Raw genomic sequence first — 20,945 nt, forward strand, 5'->3', positions numbered from 1 at the left:
ATGAATAAATCAAAGAGGAGTACCCTGTTCGATTCGTGGATTATGTTTAAACGTTGCTTATTTATTTCCTTGAGAAATCCTGAAGCTATTTTGGTAGCCATCATTGTACCTTTTATCTTAATGTTGCTGTTTGGGACAATCTTCGGCAGCATATCCGATATTGAAAATTTTAACTACATTGATTTCATTGTTCCCGGAATTATTCTGCAGAGCATCGGTCAGGCATCGCAATATGCAGCTATGAATGTTGCTTCAGATATGAAAACCGGAATCATCGATCGTTTTCGTACAATGTCGATTTCAAAATCAGCGGTGCTGATCGGTCATACTGCAGCTGGAGTGATTAGAAATACCATTTCGACGGTTATCATTTTTGTTACTGCTTTGCTTTTAGGCTTTAGACCAAAAGGCAGCTTTGGAGATTGGTGTATCGTTATTGGACTTCTTATTATTGTTAATACTACTGTCTCCCTGCTCGGTGTGCTTTGCGGCCTGCTCTCGAAAACAGTTGAAGGAGCCAGCAGTTTAATGCTTCCCCTCTTTATTTTGCCATTCATAAGTTCGGGATTTGCCCCTGTAGAAACATTGAACAGCAGTATTCGCTGGTTTGCCAAAACGCAGCCGATGACGCCGATTATCAACAGCATTCGGTCGTTAACGTTGGACTTGCCATTGGATAACAACTTAACGATAGCCTTGGCCTGGTGTATCGGCATTATTCTTGTGGCTTATTTCAGTTCTTTACATGTTTACAACCGCAAAATTTCTTAGGGGGTTGCTCCAAAAAAAGATCGAATGACCAGATGTTACTTGACCATGTGTGATTCTAAACATTTGCAAACACACCATTATTCATAGACTGTGTTAACGGCAAACAAAAATGTAGGCAAACGGCAAGTTAAACTTGTTGGTTTTCCTACATTTTTGTTTGCCATTTTTATCCTGTTTAAAACGAAGACTCAGATATATCTTGTATGGATTCCTACATCTTAGGCCTTATTGAATAGTAAAAAATTGAATGCTATCATTATTTTGTATGAAATATATTAGATCTAAAGTAGACATTGCCTCCTCGTTTTTTTCTAAAGCACCCTTTTTGAGGGGAATTGGTTTTATAAATAAGAAAAGTTTTGATTTCTACATGATGACTACCATCATTTACCTTACGTAACTATTCAATAAAATTAGGTAAGAATAGGATCATGCGAATAATGGATGTAACGAATCATCTAGTTGTTCAAAGTATGGAAAACAGCTTAGCTACTCGGATTAACTAAAGAAGGAGAAACATATGAAAAAAAGAAAGATAAATAATATAATCAGCTTCAACTCACCAATTATTTTAGGGCTTGCACTCTCATCTTTTATCGTATTGATTCTAAATGTAGTAACTAACGGAGAAATCAATAAATTATTTGCCATCTACTATACATCCTGGGCAGATCCAATGATGTATGTACGATTATTCACGCACACACTTGCACATCAGGATCTGAGTCATTACTCAGCAAATTTTCTGTTGTTATTAGCCGTGGGACCCTTAGTAGAAGAGAAGTATGGCAGTAAAAATGTGTTAATCATGATACTGACGGCATCCGCAATCATCGGCTTAATTAATATTATTTTCTTTCCACATACAATGCTTTTAGGTGCTAGCGGTATCGTTTTTATGTTTATCCTTCTAGCTTCCTTTGCTAACGTGAGTGATGGAAGGATTCCACTTACTGTTATTTTAGTAGGAATGCTTTATATCGGAAATGAAGTCATAAGCAGTATGATAACTAGTGATAATATTTCGAGAATGGCACATATAATTGGTGGTTTATTGGGCGCATTATTTGGCGTTCTGTTTCATATGGATAGGCTCCAAAATAAGAAAGAGAAGTCTGGTTATTAATTTTCTTGATCTATACTCTCTTGGAATTTAGGTTAGCTGCATTTCGTTCTTCTCCCCCTTCGTTGTTCAAACTTCTGCGCTTAATAAACAAGTGTTTAATGAAGAGGAGCATTTAAGGTTCTGGCAGTAAAAGCAACCTGAAAAAGAGTCTTTACCACTACTATCGATTACATTTTAGATCTTTAGCCTGTAGGAATGACGGTCTAAGTTCGTTATACTGTCATAGAGAAATCAAAACAATTTAAGGAGATTCATACAATGGACCTATGGCGGCTCACCTTGAAAATAATTATGTGGCTTCTTATTGTCTATTTCAGCTGCAATTTCATCATGCAAACAATCAGTTACTCTTTTTACAAAAATGCTGAAAAACTGAAAAAAGTTGATCTAGATCCAATAAAACTGAACTTCAATGAACAGTTATCAGGATACGGTTGCAATCTTGGTGCTAAGTCTGACAAACTAATCTTTTACTTTGGTGGTTCAAACGATATTGCTTATAATTCAATCGCAAAATACGGGGATAACTTTGATTGCCCGATTGTTTCCGTTGATTATTACGGAACGCAAAATAGCGAGGGCAAAATGAAACTTGACACGATGCAGAAGTCAGCTACGGATGCCTATGATTGGCTAGTTGAACATTATCCTAATAAGAAAGTAGTCGTTATAGGGCACAGTTATGGATCAGGTATGGCAGCCTACCTTGCTAGTCAAAAAAAGTGTGCAGCTCTTGTATTGATGGCTGCATACAGGGATGTATCTGATCTATACAATAAAATTATTCCTATTTTTTTGGGACCTGCAAAAGTATTTATTTCAAATAACATGAAAGTCGATCAGTACGCGAAAAATGTTGTTTGCCCGACATATATTATTGGATCAACCTCTGACAAAACCCTTTCTGCGAATTTACAAAAAAACGTTGCTGTTCATTTAAAACAATCAGAGCTGAGAATTTTCGATAATGTTCACCATAAAAATTATTTTACTCAAGAAGTTGTTCACTATATTCAAACTAAAGTAATTGACTAAAACCAGCGGATTATTCTGCAGCAAAAAGTGGTTTATTCCGTTGTATTCTCAGCAACTTTTTGCTAAACATCTATACGACTATCAACTACTAGTGAATCCCCCACTGGAACATCAATCTTTTTAAACAAAAAACAAGCTCTATTCAAAAGCCTCATTTCTGAAATAAGGTCTTTGAATTGAGCTTGTTTATATTGACCTTAAACAGCGAATTTTAGTGTAAAATCCTAAAGCTACTCCAAAAAAAATACAGGTTCATTCAAGGTTTAACAAGTATATTAAACACATAAAATAAGGAGAAGAGGTTTTACTATGTTCAAAAGATATTTAAGTTACAAACATACTCGCCTGAAAAAGTGAGAATAAAAAGAAGCTTTTTAAATATGAACCGATAGCAACTTTTGGAAAACTTCTGAGGAGTACAATCGATGGAAAAAATCCTGAGCTGGACGAGACACGACTACACTGATCCAGTCTATGAGGTTTTTCAATAATATTAAGCGAGGAGTAGTGTTATGGGAAAAAATTTTTCCTGACATATCCGAAATTTCCGGATATTTCGGTTACTTATTGATGTGGTGCCCTGTAACATTGTAAGACGAAGGTATTATCCTAAAGATAGCATTTGGAGATTTCAAGTAAGTAAGCCCCGATAAATTTCAGATGGAAAAATCGTTTCTCACACTTTTTTATTCATTGTTTTCTCAACTCCCTTCACAACTGCTATCCATTTAACCAAATAGAAACGTAAACAATAAAGAGAGACTTCGCAAGTGTCATACAAAGTCTCTCTTTATTTTGATGTAAGGGGTTGTTTAATTCTTTATTCAATTGCTTGGCTCACTTCTTACCATCTATACTTTGATTTTTTGCTCTTTTTCGCCTAACTCTGACTCATAAGGAATAGAAGGTTGTGCTCCATAGCGTTGAACAGTCAACGATGCTGCTTTATTGGCATACTTAATTGCTTCTTCAATATTTTCAAAATCCATCGATAGTTTTGTGGTGAATGCTCCGATAAACGTGTCGCCTGCAGCAGTTGTATCAACTACACTTACCTTGCTGGCCGGGACAAAACCTTGTTTTCCATCCAAAACAGAATAGAACGCCCCTTTGCTGCCCAATGTTACTATCAAAACCTTCACATCCAAAGAATGAATGATTTTAGCTGCTTTAATTAGGTCTTCTTTAGTATCGATTGTGCACCCTATTATTGTTTCTAGTTCGATTTCGTTCGGTATTAAAATATCCGTCATTCTAATAATAGAATCAGGCATCTCCCTTAGTGCGGGTGCTGGGTTAAGAATCGTTAAAGCCGCTGATTTCTTAGCTATCTCAAAACTCTGTTCAATACTTGAAAGATTAGTTTCTAATTGAGCAATAACATAGTCACTCGTAGAAATTAATTCACTATTATCCAATATATGCTCGCTTGAAATTTGCTGGTTTGCTCCACCATAAATCACAATACTATTTTCACCATTATCATCGACGGTTACATAAGCGCTCCCCGTTTTAATATTAGCTAAATGATCAATAGCTGAAGTATTAATTCCATCTTGTTCAAGTAACTCAACTAACGCTTTTCCCCCATTATCATTTCCAACGGCGCCGATGAAGTTTACTTGCCCACCATTTCTAGCCGCAGCAATAGCTTGATTGGCTCCCTTCCCTCCACCATTAGTGAATACTTCCTTTGAGTGAATTGTCTCACCTGGTTTTGGAAATTGCTCTGTTCGAATCGTTGTATCTAAATTGATGCTTCCTACTACTGTAATCTTATTCATCTCTGCACTTCTCTCCAATTGACTTCGCTTGCGTTTTAATTTTTCATAAACAGTTTATGAAAAAAATTTTATCGTATCCATCGTTAATTTTCTGAACCTGTCTAAATCAAGATTAAAGGCAACATTGACATTTTTCTCTTTTTTAAAAACATCATCATAATCAACAACGGTGCTGCCAAGTGCCAAGGTGTCACTTGTTTCAACTTGTACATTCATTGGGTAAACAGTAAACATATCTGGATCAATTACATAAGCAACAGCACAAGGATCATGCATATGAATACCTTCAACATGATTTTCATCTGCCCAATAGGGACGTGTTGTAGTTAAGTTGAAAAAATCCAAAAGGTCAGCCATGGTAGTTGCTACTTGGTTTCCAATACCGCGAATTTCTTTTATGTCCTCTTCAAATAATTGAGCCTTCAAGGTTACATCTAATCCAAACATTGCTACAGGCACACCTGATTGAACAACGATATCTGCTGCCTCGGGATCAACGTAAGTATTAAATTCAGCATGAGGTGTCATATTCCCACCAAAGCAGGCTCCTCCCATAAAGGAGATCAGCTCGATTTTTTCTTTTAGCTCAGGATGAGACAATAAGAAAATTGCAATATTCGTTAATGGTCCTGTTGCTATCAACGTGATCTTTTCTTCAGACTCTTTCAAAATTTTGGCAATTAAATCATTTGCAGAGATATCTAGATCTTGTATACTAGACTCCGGCAATTCAGCACCATCTATCCCGGACTCGCCATGAACATCATCCGCGATGATCAAATCCCGACGTAATGGTTTTTTAGCTCCGCTAGCAACTAGAATGTGTTCACTCTTTGCCAAAGTTAATAGTCTTTTGGCGTTAACGTACGTTTTTTCTGGAAGTTGATTTCCAGCGGATGTTGTTACTGCTAATAATTCAATTTTTTCTGAAGCGATGGCCATCAGTAATGCTAACGCATCGTCGTGACCTGGATCGCAATCTAAAATTACCTTTTTTACCATTATTTACTCTCCAATACTGTTCTATTTGTTTTGTTGAATTTTTTCACCACGTGAGTAAATCATTTTTCTCGTTACAATAAAGATCACAAGTGCTATTAATACGATGAAACCACCAATCAAGAAAATATTGGCATATGTTGAAGCAGCACCTTCGGCAGAACCAACAACACTGCTCCCAGATAGAACACCTGACGACATCATGCCACCAAATAGAGCAACACCTACAGAACCAGTGATAGCTTGTACTAAATCATTTACACCCAGTACACGACCAGATTCTTCTGGTGTAACAGTTAGTGTTGCCGTGTCTACTATCGGTGAATAGAAGAATGATGTACCAAAGTAATAAATACAAGGCGCTAATGCTAATGCCCATACTTTTCCATGAGGAATAGCAAATGCAATGGCTAATAAACCCAGACCCATGAAAGATAAAGCCATGATAATTGCCGCTGAACGTCCGATCTTTTTAACAACAGGACCACAAACAAATCCTAAAACAGCAGCCAGTAAGATAGAACCGACTAACAGTAATGACACCTCCGCAGAATCAATACCAAAAACGTTCAAACCGATCGCATTTACTCCTGCATTCAAAGTGTAACTAAAGAAGTACCCAATGAATATAACTGACATTGTTGCAATTAATGCCGGATTTTTCAAAAAATCAGGTGTTATAAATGGATTTTTAGCTTTATTAATATACACAAAAAACAACACCAATGTTACGACTGAAGAAATTGCCCAGAAAGTATTCATATCTGTGAAAAACATCGTTATTGCTCCAGCAAATGCACCAATTAAAATAAATCCAAGCCAGTCAATATTTGCCCCTTCAGCCCGTTCATCAGGTAAGTTTTTAGCTAACGAAGGAATAAATAAGATTGAAATGATTGGAACTGCGAATAACCAGCGCCAGTCAATTTTTGTGATATAACCAGCTGCAACAACCCCTAAGGCAGCTGAAAAACGAAAAACAGCTACAAAAATACCGTAATAGATAACGCGGTTTTCTTTAGCAATATATTTTGATACTAGCACCAAGAAAACTGATCCTGCGACTTGTCCTCCGGCAGATTGTAAGACGCGAGCAATAACTACCGCCCAAATACTGCTTGGTCCAAATCCAAAACCAATGATAGAACCTATAACAAAAATAATTACTCCCAACAAGGTCATTTTTTTCAATGAAACAAAGTCACCTAGCGCGCCATAGACTACACAGACAATTCCTAAGACAATCCCTGGAATTGAGGTAATAAGTGGTGCTAAGTTTGTCGCTCCTAATTGTTGTCCAATATTGACAAAGATCATACCAAAGGCTTGTTGTTCCAGAATACCAAAAGTGAATATTAACAAAATTAAGGGTATCGCTTTTTTTGCCATACGATTCATTGTTTCAAATTCTTGGCTTCCTTCTTCAGGTATCGGAACACCAACTATTTTTTCTCGCTCATTTGTTGCTGCCATTCTTTATCCCCACTTTCGTGATTTATCTATATAAAAGGTGATCTCACCTATATATACGTATTTCCTGTTTTCTTGTTTTTAAAGTGCTGATGAAAATCCTGTAGAGTAAAAACTGGCTTTTCTAATCCTAGTGCCTGCCCCACCTGCGTAATTGGCGGTGGACTTACTGAACTAGCCTGCAAAATTTCTCGACTTGAGAAAATCACATCTTTGGTTGCTCTTTTCACTATTCTTCCTTTTGCCATCACGAGTATTTGATCAAAGTTTTTTACAACAAACTTCATGTCATGGGTGATTGTTATACATAGTTGATGGTTTTCTTTCAGCGCGGTAATGATCCTTGCCAATCGTTTATTTCCTTCAAGATCCTGACCGCAAGTTGGCTCATCCAAAATAATCATTTCTGGGTTCATCATCAAAATCGAACCAATTGTACAAAACTTTTTTTCTGTCGCATTCAAATCAAAGGGATGAATCAATAGCTTGTCAGCTAATCCGACTAAATCAGCTACCTTTTTTAATCGTTCGTTGATTTCTTTTTGAGGTACTCCTTGCTGTTTTGGACCGAATTCAAACTCTTTTTTTACACTTTCTAAAAAAAGCTGATTGTCTGGATTCTGAAAAACGTACCCAATTTTTCGAGACCAAAAAGCTGTTGTATGGTTCTTAATACTCTCTCCGTTGATTAAAACATCTCCAGTGGTTGGCCGTAACAACCCATTCAAATGTTTAACGAACGTGGTCTTTCCAGCACCATTTTGACCAATGATCGCAATCGGCTCAGTCCCTTCAAATACAGTATTAATTTCGCTTAAGGCATTATCACCTGAAGGATACTGATGGGTAAGATTGATAATTTCAATTTTCATTTGCTAACACATCCTCTAGTTTTTTTATCGCTTGCTCTTCAGTTAAGATAACTGAACTAGAGTCGTAATCTTTAGTTAGTTCATAATAATCTGGGGCAGCAATGCCATATTCAGCTATATTTGGATTGCTGAAAACAGCTGCTGGAGAATCATTCAAAATTAAGTTACCGTTGTGTAGCACGAGTACTCTATCTGCTAGTTCTGCAACCTTTTCCATGTCATGATCTACCATTATAATCGTCATACCGTTTTGATTAAGCCTTTTAACCGTTTTCATTATTTGCTGACTACCGGCTGGATCTAATTGAGTTGTACATTCATCTAAAACTAAGACTTTTGGTTCTAGAATTATTGCCGAAGCGAGTGCAACTCTTTGAACTTGTCCCCCCGAAAGCTCTAACGGATTCTTATCTAACAAATCCTTTATTTGCACAATATCTGCCACTTTATTGATCTTTTCGATCATTATTTCTTTCGGCACTCCCCTATTTCCTAGTCCAAAAGCTAATTCCTCACTGACAGTATCAGCAGTATATGACAACTGATTAAAGGGATTTTGAAAAACTAAGCCCACTGTTTGTGATAATTCCCCCACACTGCATTCAATTGTTTTTTTTCCATCAATTTGAATCACTCCATCTGTATGCCCAACAAAATAGTTCGGAATTAATCCTGCTAATGCATTGCACAGTGTTGATTTTCCAGCTCCATTAGCACCTACTATTGCAACAATCTCACCTTTCTGAACTTCGAAAGTTATATCTTTAAGAGCTACCTCTGATGCTTCATTGTAGCGGTAAGAAAAGCTAGTGGATTCAATAATAGTATCAGTAACCATCTCGTCACCCCCTCATTTCAAAAAATCGTTTTAAAATACAAAAGACGATAAATGATCCTGAAAATATCTTTAAAAGCGGATCAGCATTGCTATGCTTAATTTCAATAAAACTCGTAGGCTTCACTCCATTAATACTGAACCCTCTTGTTTCCAGAGTCATTCCTCTTTCTTGCGCATCGGTTAATGATGAAAGTACGACAGGTCCAATAAGTGGAAAGAAAGCCTTCGCTCGTTGAACGAAATTACCTGTTACTTCAACACCTCGAGATTCTTGCGCTTCCTGAATTATTTTCACTTTTCTTTGCATTTGTGGGACAACGTTCAGACTCGCCAAAATCAAGTAGCCAATTTTCATATTGAGACCGGATTGTGTAAGAGCAGCCACAGTTTCTGAATTTTTTGTTGTCTGCATAAATATATAGAAAGTACATAGAAAAACTAACAATGTGGAGGAAATTTTTAATGCATACAACGTCCCTTCCAAACCAACTTGAGCAAATCCTAAATCAGCAATGATTATGGAATTTTTTGGACTATACAACCCTTGAATAAAAAGGAGCATGAATGTAACAGGTACTCCGAACCCAAGGAGGACTAAACTAATTTTTTTCCCCATACCTATAAAACCACCAAAAATTGAAGTCACTATTAAAATTCCATAACCCAGAAAAGGACTAGGATAAATCATACAACCCACTCCGAGACAAAGTACAAGGATTAACTTCGTTACGGGATTCAGTTCTTTCACAAAACAAATGATTTTATTACTCATTTTCACTGATTATCACCCTCGATTCTTCGCCCTCTCATTTATCAATGAAGCGTTATCCAATGGCGCGTATTGGCTAGAGAATCTTTTCGGTATCTTTTTTACTAACCAATAAACAATCAAAAAGACTAATCCTTTATCTACTAAATTCTCTATTAATGATGTAGAAAAAACAGAAAGAACAATTTCTTTAGTTGCAGCAATTAAGGCTGCCGTTGCAAGAGAACTGGCATTGACCCCAGTAGCACCACCATACACAAAAATCGTAATTAGTGACGAAACAAAAGAATTAGTAAGCGTGCAGGCCAACCATGTACATGTTGCCCCTGCAATATTTTTAAAGAAGCCAGCCATTACTAAATACCCTGTAACCACGCCGCATAAAACACTAACAAGTGCATACGGAAAAAAAATTGGGTTTGTCACAATTGCTAAAAATAAGTTGGTAATCAATCCACAAAGTGCAGCCACCCAAGGTCCGGCTAAGCATGCAACCAATACAGTTCCAATCATATCTAGAAATAGTGGCAGTTTTAATGCCGAACATAAGGTGCCACCTACCAAATTGATTCCAACAGCAATCGGGATCAGTACAAGTGCTTTTGTTGAAAAATTTTTATGGAGAAATGCTTGAAAATATTTTTTCATTCTAGTTCCTCTTCACAAAAAGTGATAAAATCAAACCCAGGAAAACATTTTCGGAAAACGTTTTCCTTGATTAAAATTTATCATCGCTTACAGTTTTTGTCAATACTTTTTTTTGCTGTTGTTAAAAAAATTTATCTTTTTTGACGAAACATGCTTGACCCCTCTAGAATGAGTTGAGTATGATAAGATAGAAAACGAGGGAAAAGGAGAAGTTTATGAATATAAGAGATATCGCAAAATTAGCTGGTGTTTCTGTTTCAACGGTTTCAAAAATTGTAAATAAAAAAGACGCTAGCATCAGCAACGAAACTCGAGAGAGGGTTTTGAAGATTGTTCATGAATACAATTACACTCCCTATTCAGCAACTATTAATTCTGCAACGACCACCGGTTCAATAGGAATATTAATTAACTCTTCCAATTACGTTGATCAAACGCTTAACGGTGTGATTGATTTTGCTCAACAAAAGGGCTACAGTCCTATAGTGTTTAATAGCCTTGATGATCAGAAACAAGAACTGAAAAATATTACTGCTCTATGTACAAAGCAAGTCGACGGAATTATTTGGGATCCAATAGCTGAAAGCAGTTTAAAGAATCTAAAACATATTAAATCTTTAGGTATTCCACTGATATTGATTGGACAATCAGGAGAAGAAACTTCCCTTTCAATCCCTTATGAAGAGCTGTCTTATTTTTTAGCAAAACAATTAATCGAGAAAAACCATAAAAAAATTGCTTGCATTATCGGAGAAGATAAATCGAAAGAGGCCTTTATTTCTGGATATAAGCAAGCCCTTTTTGACCACAATTTAAAATTTGATGAATCAATGATTATCCATAGCTTGGACAATTCAATCAATGACGATATTATTGAAAAACAAATATCTGGATTTATCTCTGGTGATTTTTTTAAGTCTATTGAGCTATACAATCTAACCATGCAAAGCAGTTTGGAATGCCCGAAAGATTACTCATTACTTTCCCTTCGTGATGTTACCGACGAAAAGTACAAACACTATCAAGATAGACTATCTACGGTCCCAATTAATAAAAACACATTTGGTAAATATGTATGTCAATCACTGATTGATATCATTACGAAGGATCAAGAGCCAAAGCTGTATCATCAGGAAATAGTGTTGGAAAATGTGCAATCAATAGGTTTTCCTGCTGAAAATCAATACCCGACAATTCTCGTGGTAGGTAGTGTAAATATGGATACTTATCTTTATTCATCTAACCTTCCTCATAATGGTTCGACAAACTTTTTATCAAATTTAAGTAAACGTCCTGGAGGTAAAGGTCTCAATCAAGCTATTGGAACAGCAAAGCTTGGACACCAAGTTCGTCTAATTGGATGTGTTGGTGCTGATAGCGACTCTAACACTATGTTTCAAGAACTTAATAAAAACGGGATTAACACTGAAGGAGTCTCGCGCTCTGAAGATATAGAAACAGGACAAGCTTATATTTTTGTTGAGTCCAGTGGCGACTCTATGATTTCTATTTTACCTGGGGCTAATACAGAGTTATCTCCTACGACAATCAAAGATAATTATCACTTATTCTCTAATGTGGGATTCTGTCTTGTTCAAACAGAAGTTCCAATTGAAACGGTCGAGGCAACTTGTTTAATTGCGAAAGAAAAGGGTGTAAAAACAATCTTAAAACCAGCTGCGTCAAAAAAAATACCGGATTCACTTCTACGCAAAACGGATTATTTCGTTCCCAATGAGGACGAGTTATCCGCATTATGTCCAGATTTTAATACAATTGAAGAAAAAGCAGAACACTTAATTTCCAAGGGTGTAAATAATGTGATTGTTACTCTAGGCAAACAAGGCGTTTTTCTAAAGAACAAAGAAAAAGAAAAATATTTTCCAGCTGCTGATTTTTCAGCCGTTGATAGTACCGGTGCTAGTGATGCTTTTATTAGTGCTCTATCGGCTTATCTATTAAGAGATTATTGTTTAGAAAAAGCGATTCGAATTGCAACCTACGCAGCAGGTTTCTTGGTATCACGTGATGGCATAACTAATGCGTTAGTAGATCGTACGACATTAGAAAGCTTTATTGCGAAAAACGATCCTAATTTGCTCTTAAAAAATTAGACCATCTAATGGACTCTTTTCGAGAGATTAAGTTCGACCTTTATTTAGATAACCGTTCTCTAATTTTTTTCCTAAAGCTCATAATTTTTGTATTGAAAAAGTGAAAAGAGACCTTCAATTAGGGTCTCTTTTTATTGCTCCCGAAATCGTCTCTTTTGGTAATAATCCAAAAGTGAAATATCTTTATACGAAGCAGCAATGTCTGATGATATGTATATTCGTATGACAATAAAAGTAAAAACACTTTTATATTGTACGTTCAATTAATTCCGGATTATTGTTAAATCGTTAATCACATTTACTATAACAAACTACCTTATTTCATTATCACATCAAATATCTGTCTTTTGAAGAATATAGATAATTTTTTTGGTTTATTCTATCCCTCATAAGGAACAATCAAGCCATTTCTAATTAGAAAACAAGCTCAACTCAAAACTTTCGATTCTGAAACGAAGCTTTTGAGTTGAGCTTGTTTATATTAAAATTCTTAGTACAAAAAACTAAGTCTGTTTACAAAATTACAGGTTCATTCAAGGTTGAGTAATTATATTAAATACATAAGATATAGAAATGAGGTTTTGCTATGTATAATAAATATCCGAGTTACAAACTTTCTAAAAATAGCAAACTCGCTTGAAAAAGCGAGCATGGGAAGAAGCTTTTCAAATGCGAAGCAACAATAATCATTAGAAATCTTCTGAGTAGTAAAAAAAAGGAGCTAAATCAATTGAAAAAACCTAAGCTGGATGAGATGTGACTTCATTTTTCCAGTCTAAGAGTCTTTTCAATGAAATTGAGTGAGGAGCATGGTTATGGAAAAAAGCAAAAAGGCAATTACCTTATTTTTAGTTATTACGTTTGCTACTAGTTCTATTTTTTATGGTCTAATCATCCTAGGGGAAAAAATATTTCCAGACTTATCCGAAATTTCCGGATACTTCGGATACTTATTGATGTGGTGCCCTGGAATAGCAGCGATCATTGTAAGACGAAGGTATTATTCTAAAGATAAAATATTGGGATTTCAAGTAAGTAAGCCCAGATATATCTTGACTGGAATACTTTTACCTGTGTTATATTGGGGACTATCTTATGGCATTTTTTTGCTATTCTCCAAATCCTACAAATTAAGTGACGAAGTTATTACTTACTTAGTAAAATCACCGATGACCTTTTTCGTCTATTTGTTGATTTTCTTAATCACAGCAATGGGTGAAGAAATTGGATGGCGAGGTTTTCTCGTGCCAAAGTTGAATGACTTATTTGGAATGAGGAAGACCGCTCTTATAAGCGGCTTGATTTGGGCTTTATGGCACTATCCGATTCTTTTTTCAGGCTATGTTTCCCAAATCCCCCTTTGGTATCAACTGATTACTTACACACTATTAGTATTCGCACTATCTTTTATTATGGCTTTTCTCCGACTACGTTCAAACAGTGTTTGACCTGCAATATTACTACACACCAGTCACAACTTTTTATGTCAATTAATTCTTGATCCATCAATAATTGGAAAAACGAGACCCTTTTTAGTTGGAGAAACAGGAATAATTTCTATCCTGTTCCTTATACTTTTGGCAGTTGTCATAACTAAAAAGTATGTTGCTGTAAAAACCTAAATTTTTGATTCAGTAAATCGGCACCTCTTGTTTCGATAAGAGGTGCATTTTTTGTGCGTAAAAGCTCACAGTCAAATTCATTATGCTGTGAGCTTACTACTAACTATTCTCTTGGTTTATCAAACACCGTTCGCCTTCATCGCTGACAGGACTTGCTCTACTCGTCCCTCTTCCAAACTTGAATCAATATTCAGCTCTGTCATAATCTTGCCATCTTTCATAAATAATACACGTTCTGCTTTGGCGGCGACTTTGGCATCATGGGTAACCAGTAAAATAGCCGTGCCTTCTTGATTAATAGTTGTTAGCAAAGTCATGATTTCTTCCGCTGCTTTTGAATTTAAGGCCCCTGTTGGTTCGTCAGCAAATAAAATAGCTGGTTGACTCATCAATGCCCGGCAAATCCCCGCTCGTTGCAATTGACCACCAGAGACTTTAGTCGTTTCTCGCTCTGCCAGTTCGCTGATTCCAGTTTTTTGCATTAAGGATTTGGCTCTGGACAGATTATCGGCTTTGTTCTTTTGAGTGTTTTGCAAAACCGGTAAGAGAATATTGTCTAATAGATTCAGATTCTTCAGCATCGTAGGCTGCTGAAAAATAAAACCAAATTTTTCTCTACGTAAATCTGCCAAACGACGCTCCTTCATGCCTGTCAGTCGGATGCCCTCACATTCGATTAAACCTTGATCAATAGTATCCGTTCCGCTTAGTGCAAAAAGCAAGGTTGTTTTCCCACAACCAGAGGGACCCATAATGGCGACAAAATCCCCCTGCTTAATTTCTATATCCACTTTATCGAGAATGGTCACCTTAGGGTCATCGCCAAATGATTTTTCAATTTTTATGCCAGTCAGTATATTTTCCATCGATTACTCCTTTATATATTCAGGTATAGTGATTTTACCAATGTCTCTCGTGCCAATTAATGTAGCAATAAAGATAGATGTTGCCATAATTAACGGTGCGAGAAAATAGGCAAAGAATGGATTGATTTCAAAGTGAATCGAGGAAAGACCAAAGGAAGAAATCAAAGCCACGCTAACATATTCTCCCAGTGTATTCGCTATTAGTGTTCCGGTTAGCACCCCTAAAATCAAAATTACGCCAGAACGTGCAAAATACTGCTTGCGAATACTCGTATTCTCAAAGCCGATTGATTTTAAGATAGCTGTTGAAAAGCGATCTTTTGCAATCAGTAATTTCATGAACAGAATCGTCACTAAAAAGATCAGGAAGACCGTAATCAGGATGGCAATCAAAGAAGCCGTTTGAATTCCTGCGATGGTTCCGCCTAATGTTTGTTGAATATGTTCATCAATGTCAGCAACAGTTGCATAATCGTATCGTTGTTTAAATTCTTCTGTCTGTCTATCAATCATTCCTGCTTTTTTAAAGGTTACCGGGATGGAGCTTCCAATCACATGCGCATTCTCTTGGGGCGGCTCAAAGGTTGCTTTGGTGGTTTTCCCACCATTTGTCACATCTGAATAAATGCCACTGACAGTTAAGGTCCTTTTTTTTCCAGCTACTAAAAGCTCCAGCAAAAGGCTTGCTTTTCTCAGAACTACTGACAAGCTCTAAACGTTGGTATACCGGCATTCTGGTTCTTCTGTGAATGCTGCGAAATTCTAGTAATTTTTGTCAATTGTAGTTAGTTTTGATTTAGTTTCAAACTTTTTTAATTAGAAAAATATGGATGTTTTGGATAGTTTTTAGTAAGAAAATTGCGAGCTGGAACGAATACTAATGATTTTATTAAAGTCCCTAAAAATTTCAAACTAAATCTGTAAAGTTTAAGATTTCATTATCATTATATTTGTCATAAAAATTACCTCTTGAATTTCCTTGAAATAATTCTTCGCCAATAAATTCGTAACTTGCTTCATTCAAATCATAATTTGTTAAAAAATATTTGCTCCCAAATTTACCAATAGAAAGAAAAATAACTTTTTTAGCACCCGCACTTAGTAACAAGTGTTTAGCTGCCTCAGCAGAATAGCCGTTGGTTATATAATCATCAATAATACAAATAACTTTTCCTTTAATCCTATCTACTAAAGAATCATTAATCTTCAATGTTTCAAAATCTCTATTGCATTTTTGCTGCAATCTCGATAAACCACTACTATGTTTTGACTTCATAGCAGTATGCCTGATTAGTATCTCTGGTCCAGTTCTTGGGCCACCACTTACAATAACTCTGACTGCCTCTTTCAAAAAAGAAATAGACGTTTCTGTATTACTAGGATTAGATGAAGGGAACGTTCCCCAGTAATCTACATCTTGATAGTAACTATTTGTAGTTACTTCATTTATTAAATGAAATAGCAGTATAAGTAGAATTCTTTGATCTCTTGAAAATTCATTTCCCTTTAGATTAGCTTCAAAAATTTCTTTTATTCTAGCTTCTTCTTCTGGTCGATAGAATGTATTTGCATTATTCAAACTCATAACACTGTACTGGTCATTTATATGCATCTCAAAATAATTTCCTTGATGGACGTCAAAAGCTTTAAAACAATCTACAACATTTTGAAAATCAATAACAGGTAGTCCGTATTTTTTAACTTTTTCAGAAATATTTGATCTCTGATTAATCATTTTTTCTGGATTAAATAATGGCAATTTGCAGTTGAATGCAAAAATGGCATCCTCATCTACAAGTCCTATTACCGCAACTACTATTCCTTTATTTTTCAACTCAATAATTGCTTTTTTAGTTTGTGGGTTTCTGTCCACAAATGCTATTTTATTTTCAAAATTTTCAGGTATCTGATTTTTCATTGTTCTAACTGAAGCACTTCTTGCCAGAATAGCAATTTCTATCTCCTGGTCTGCAAAAAAATCTACAATCCATAAATTATCTTGGATCAGTTGATTATCTGAATTAAACAAAAATAATTTCGACATAATTACAACTTTATTCATAATCGGCATTTAACATCTCTCCTCCAAATTCATAAATTTTATTATTAATTTTTTCATCATTTTGGTCTACAAATAATATTTTTTTAGCTGCCTCACTCGCATTTCTAATTGTATTCATTGTTCCACTTTTTAAATTAGTTTCCGTAACTAAAACTACATCACTCACATTTGCCACGTATTGGTTTCTTTCCAAAAAACTCGATTTATAAGTATTCTCTTTAGGACCAATAGCAGTTAATAGTAACCCATCTTCTACTATCTTATCCGAAAGTTTCTTATTACTTTTAGGATAAATTTTATTGAAATTTGTTGGTAATATAGCAATTGTTTTACCATTATTTTTTAATGCTGTCTCATGAGCAATTGTGTCAGTTCCTTCTGCTAAACCGCTCACAATAACAAAACCGGCTTCAACAAATTTTTGAGTCAATTTCTGTGTTATCTCAATTGTTTTTTTTGACGGATGGCGTGTTCCAATTATTGCCATGCGTTTTTTGTCCTTTGTTAACAACGATGTATCACCTTTACAATAAATAAAAAGAGGCATTATTTTTTCTGGGACTATTTCAGTTATTTCATTCCTATCATATTTAAAAAAAATTTTATTTTTACTATTTTTCACCAAAAAAGACTCATTAGAAAACAAATTTTTTTTAAAATCTTCATAGGCTATGAAATCATTTGATATCTTTTTTTCCTTTTCAGAAAAAAGATCTTCTAAATTGATTTCTAAATCGATATCTTTCTTAAAAATCACCTGTATAGGATCTAGTCCAGAAAGAAATATATGTTGTAATAAAATATCATTAAATCCAAACTGCTTTAAAAAAAACAATTCACTCCGTATATTTTCTTGCATAATGTTCTCTCCTTAATGATATGCATCTGTTTATTGAAGACATATATTCAGTTTCAACTATATCCAGACTATTCAGTTTAATATTGAACTATTAAATATAAAAAGTCAACAAATTCACGAAGCGACAAAAACAAATAAAAATTTAATTTGTACAAAAATAGTCTGAAACCAAACCGACTCTCTCGCTCCAAAAAAAGGCTTTCATTTTAGCCGTAATTAAATAGAGTTTCAGTTAGAGTAATTAATAACTATCAGAAAATATATAATTCAATTACTTTTCAAAATATCTAAGATATCAAATACCATTATAAGTATCTAAAGGAGCTGAATCAAAACACTTGTCCAAAAAAATCAGAAGTCCCTCTCGTAACTCTAAAAAAAACAAAAATAACTCAAGGAGGAAAAGAAACAATGACAACTAAATATAAAAAGCACAAACTAGCCAGCTATCTCGCATTGATAGTAATCATGGCTAGTTTTTTTGTTACTCCTATCACTGTCCTTGCTGCTACCGTCAACTACACAAGAATTGCTGATTACGTTTCTACTTGGTATTTAGCGAACCCTGCTGGTCTTCATTGGACAGATGATGGTGTTCACATGATTAAAGCAGAGGGTGAGCCTGCCTTTTGTATCGAACATGGTACCATTTTAAATGGCGGTTCTGGTTTTGATCCATCTGAACTCACTATTGCTGAAAAAGACCGTTTGTCTCTGATTGCCTATTATGGCTATAAAACGAATCCTACAAGTGAAAACTATGGAATCACTCAAAACATGATTTGGGAGTCATTTGGCGATCAGCTACTGTCTACCACCCTTCCCAACTATCAAAATCGGAAAAATGAAATTCTAGCAAAAGTGAATGCGCACAATACAAAACCTTCATTCAATAATCAGACGATCACGTTAAATGTTGGCGATACAATCACACTTAATGATACAAACGGTGTTTTAAGTAAGTATGGCAATCTAGCTAGCAATTCCGCTAATCTACAACTAAATAAATCCGGAAACCAATTGAAGTTAACCGCAACCAGTTCATCGAAAGAAACAGGAAAATTACAGTACAATATCGCAAATGCGAATGATGTTGGTACAAGTTTTGTTTTCAACAAACCCAATGAACAAAAAGTAGCTACTTTCAAATTATCTAATGCCGGCTCCTTTCAGCTAAATATCAAAGTCAATTTAAACGGTAATGTCAAATTGAAAAAAGTAGATGAGGATACCGGACAGCCTGTCCCCAATACAAAAATGAAATTTGAGTTTAACGGACAATCCAAAGAAATTGTCACTGATACGAATGGTTTAGCTCAAATAAATGACTTAAAAGCTGGTACCAAAATAAAAATCACCGAAGTAACTGCCAACAATGGCTTTGTAAATAAAGGCGAATCTAAAGAAATTACGATTGAACCCAATAAAACAATTGAAGTGGTGTTTGCAAATAAAGCCCAACAAGGATTGCTTCACCTAAAGAAAACAGGGCAAAAAGCTTCTAGTGTTACAACCAAAGATTCAAAATATGGAAAGCTACATGAAATCACTTTCGATTATGTTCCTCTGGCGGATGTAACTTTCACCATCAAAGCTCGTGAAGATATTAAAGTAGGCAACTATGTTCATGCAAAAAAAGGAAGTGTAGTTGCCACTGTTCAAACAGATAACAATGGTGAACTAATGAATATGCCAAAACTTTATCTCGGAAAATATGAAGCCATTGAAACAGCTGCGCCTGCTGGCTATTTGATGAATACCACTCCGCTTCCTTTTGAATTCACCTATGAAGGACAAAACGTTGAACTTGTATCTCAATCTATTGAAGCAAAAAACGATTTTCAACAACTAAAGATCACTCTCCATAAAAACGAAGAGCAGATTCAGGAGTGGAAAGAAAATAAACCAATTATAGAAGAGATCAAAGCCAACGACAAAATATTCGGTCTGTTTACTAATCAAGCATTTACAATGACAGATAAAACAGTGCTGCCTGCTGATTCTCTACTAGGTTTTGGCACAGTAAAAGATGGTGGACTTACGTTCCCTAGGCAACAATTAATGGAAGGAAAATATTACTTTCAAGAATTAGATGCTGGTGAAATTCATGATATTGATACTAGCCGTCATGAATTTGAGTTTACAGCAGCTGACCACGAATCCGAAAAAGTAATCGATATTTATGCTGCTAAAGAAAACTTGGAGGATGAATCTGTACCACTTCTAAATAAGCTTCACTTCAACCAATTCTCACTAAAAAAAGTAAATGAAGAAGCCACTTTAAAAGAAAAAAATGGCTATGATTTTGCTTTTACAGGGAATGGAAAAGGCACTATTTTCACTTTAGAAAATGAGGAAAAAGAAGTGATTCAAACAGTCACTGTAGATGAACAATCTCTTGCTACCTTTACCAATATCCCTGTGGGAACATTCTATTTGAAAGAAAAACAATCAGCTTCTGAACAGTATGTTCTATCTCCTGAGACCTATCAAATCGTCTCTACTCTAAAAGGAATTCAAGTCTATGACAGTAAAGGAACTTTACTTAGTGAAATCCTTAATGAAGAGAAGAAAGAAGAAAATCCAAACAAGCCATTAACGAATGAAACTACCCCAGTTGAGGAACCACAAACCAATCAAGAGCCACTTCTACTGCTGGAGATTAAAAATCATTTAGTCAAAGGGATTGCTGAACTAACCAAAACGGATGTTTCCAATGGAAAAGAGCTACCAGATACAGGCGTTCGTATTCTTGATAAAGATAAAAAAATCATCATTGAAGGAAAGACGGATCATCAAGGTCGTTTTAGTTTTGAAAACTTACCACGAGGAGTTTACTATTTCCAAGAATATAAAGCCCCTACTGGCTATCAAATAGACGAAACGCCGATTAAGTTTGAAATTCAAGAAGATGGTGAGGTTGTCAAATGTAACATGACAAATGAAATGATTCCAAGTAAAAAAGAAACTTCTGTAACAGGAAGCTTACCACAAACTGGTGAAGTTGTTTCTTTTGCAGGAATTATTTTAGGGAGCTTATTGTTAGCTGGAGTTGCTGGCTATTACCTTTACAACAAAAAGAAAAAGCATCACAACGATAATTAGAAAAA

17 protein-coding genes are annotated in these 20,945 nt (G+C 35.4%); 6 read left to right on the forward strand and 11 right to left on the reverse strand.

Features of this window, described 5'->3' with window-relative positions:
• The 3 genes from IGI46_RS19950 (at window position 1) to IGI46_RS19960 (ending at window position 2,932) form a co-directional block, all read left to right on the forward strand.
• Window positions 1-771: an ABC transporter permease gene (locus tag IGI46_RS19950; protein WP_429974126.1), complete on the forward strand. Its 771-nt coding sequence runs from the start codon at window positions 1-3 to the stop codon at window positions 769-771.
• 520 nt (window positions 772-1,291) lie between these two features.
• Window positions 1,292-1,897 carry a rhomboid family intramembrane serine protease gene (locus tag IGI46_RS19955; protein ID WP_429974127.1) on the forward strand — a complete coding sequence of 202 codons (606 nt, stop codon included), beginning with the start codon at window positions 1,292-1,294 and terminating at the stop codon, window positions 1,895-1,897.
• Between the two features lie 330 nt (window positions 1,898-2,227).
• Window positions 2,228-2,932 carry an alpha/beta fold hydrolase gene (locus tag IGI46_RS19960; protein WP_429974128.1) on the forward strand — a complete coding sequence of 235 codons (705 nt, stop codon included), beginning with the start codon at window positions 2,228-2,230 and terminating at the stop codon, window positions 2,930-2,932.
• 851 nt (window positions 2,933-3,783) lie between these two features.
• On the opposite strand, the gene rbsK is transcribed toward IGI46_RS19960, so the two are convergent.
• The 7 genes from rbsK to IGI46_RS19995 are packed head-to-tail and all read right to left on the reverse strand — an operon-like array spanning window position 3,784 to window position 10,312.
• A complete protein-coding gene (gene rbsK / locus IGI46_RS19965) occupies window positions 3,784-4,716 on the reverse strand; it encodes a ribokinase (protein WP_429974129.1) in 933 nt (310 codons plus the stop codon).
• A 54-nt stretch (window positions 4,717-4,770) separates the two neighbouring features.
• The gene (locus IGI46_RS19970) at window positions 4,771-5,718 is read right to left on the reverse strand and encodes a nucleoside hydrolase (protein WP_429974130.1); all 948 of its coding nucleotides are present in this window, start codon (window positions 5,716-5,718) and stop codon (window positions 4,771-4,773) included.
• A 21-nt stretch (window positions 5,719-5,739) separates the two neighbouring features.
• A complete protein-coding gene (locus tag IGI46_RS19975; RefSeq protein WP_429974131.1) occupies window positions 5,740-7,188 on the reverse strand; it encodes an MFS transporter in 1,449 nt (482 codons plus the stop codon).
• 47 nt (window positions 7,189-7,235) lie between these two features.
• The gene (locus tag IGI46_RS19980; RefSeq protein WP_429974132.1) at window positions 7,236-8,057 is read right to left on the reverse strand and encodes an energy-coupling factor ABC transporter ATP-binding protein; all 822 of its coding nucleotides are present in this window, start codon (window positions 8,055-8,057) and stop codon (window positions 7,236-7,238) included.
• A complete protein-coding gene (locus tag IGI46_RS19985) occupies window positions 8,047-8,895 on the reverse strand; it encodes an energy-coupling factor ABC transporter ATP-binding protein (protein ID WP_429974133.1) in 849 nt (282 codons plus the stop codon). Before IGI46_RS19985 ends, IGI46_RS19980 begins: the two co-directional genes overlap by 11 nt.
• A gap of 4 nt (window positions 8,896-8,899) precedes the next feature.
• The gene (locus tag IGI46_RS19990) at window positions 8,900-9,667 is read right to left on the reverse strand and encodes an energy-coupling factor transporter transmembrane component T (protein WP_429966093.1); all 768 of its coding nucleotides are present in this window, start codon (window positions 9,665-9,667) and stop codon (window positions 8,900-8,902) included.
• A gap of 12 nt (window positions 9,668-9,679) precedes the next feature.
• Entirely contained in the window at window positions 9,680-10,312 is a 633-nt protein-coding gene (locus IGI46_RS19995; RefSeq protein WP_429974134.1) for an ECF transporter S component, read from the reverse strand.
• 215 nt (window positions 10,313-10,527) lie between these two features.
• On the opposite strand from IGI46_RS19995, the gene IGI46_RS20000 reads away from it, so the two are divergent.
• Together IGI46_RS20000 and IGI46_RS20005 are read left to right on the forward strand one after the other, a co-directional pair.
• Entirely contained in the window at window positions 10,528-12,426 is a 1,899-nt protein-coding gene (locus tag IGI46_RS20000) for a PfkB family carbohydrate kinase (RefSeq protein ID WP_429974135.1), read from the forward strand.
• An 815-nt stretch (window positions 12,427-13,241) separates the two neighbouring features.
• The gene (locus IGI46_RS20005; RefSeq protein WP_429974136.1) at window positions 13,242-13,874 is read left to right on the forward strand and encodes a CPBP family intramembrane glutamic endopeptidase; all 633 of its coding nucleotides are present in this window, start codon (window positions 13,242-13,244) and stop codon (window positions 13,872-13,874) included.
• Between the two features lie 293 nt (window positions 13,875-14,167).
• On the opposite strand, the gene IGI46_RS20010 is transcribed toward IGI46_RS20005, so the two are convergent.
• The 4 genes from IGI46_RS20010 to IGI46_RS20025 all read right to left on the reverse strand — a co-directional run bounded on the left by IGI46_RS20010 (window position 14,168) and on the right by IGI46_RS20025 (window position 17,835).
• Window positions 14,168-14,914, reverse strand: a complete 747-nt coding sequence (locus IGI46_RS20010) for an ABC transporter ATP-binding protein (RefSeq protein WP_429974137.1) — start codon at window positions 14,912-14,914, stop codon at window positions 14,168-14,170.
• Between the two features lie 3 nt (window positions 14,915-14,917).
• The gene (locus IGI46_RS20015) at window positions 14,918-15,592 is read right to left on the reverse strand and encodes an FtsX-like permease family protein (RefSeq protein ID WP_429974138.1); all 675 of its coding nucleotides are present in this window, start codon (window positions 15,590-15,592) and stop codon (window positions 14,918-14,920) included.
• Between the two features lie 229 nt (window positions 15,593-15,821).
• On the reverse strand, window positions 15,822-16,985 hold the full coding sequence (locus IGI46_RS20020) for a phosphoribosyltransferase (protein ID WP_077150400.1): 1,164 nt from the start codon (window positions 16,983-16,985) through the stop codon (window positions 15,822-15,824).
• Complete coding sequence (locus IGI46_RS20025) at window positions 16,969-17,835, reverse strand: DNA processing protein DprA (RefSeq protein WP_002367012.1); 867 nt, start codon at window positions 17,833-17,835, stop codon at window positions 16,969-16,971. Before IGI46_RS20025 ends, IGI46_RS20020 begins: the two co-directional genes overlap by 17 nt.
• Window positions 17,836-18,246: 411 nt before the next feature.
• Here IGI46_RS20025 and IGI46_RS20030 point away from each other — a divergent pair, with 411 nt between their 5' ends.
• Complete coding sequence (locus IGI46_RS20030) at window positions 18,247-20,940, forward strand: SpaA isopeptide-forming pilin-related protein (protein WP_077150399.1); 2,694 nt, start codon at window positions 18,247-18,249, stop codon at window positions 20,938-20,940.
• The last annotated feature ends 5 nt before the right edge of the window (window positions 20,941-20,945 follow it).

Origin of the sequence: Enterococcus sp. AZ163 (assembly GCF_050498925.1) — a bacterium.
GTDB classification, from domain to species: domain Bacteria; phylum Bacillota; class Bacilli; order Lactobacillales; family Enterococcaceae; genus Enterococcus_A; species Enterococcus_A ferrettii.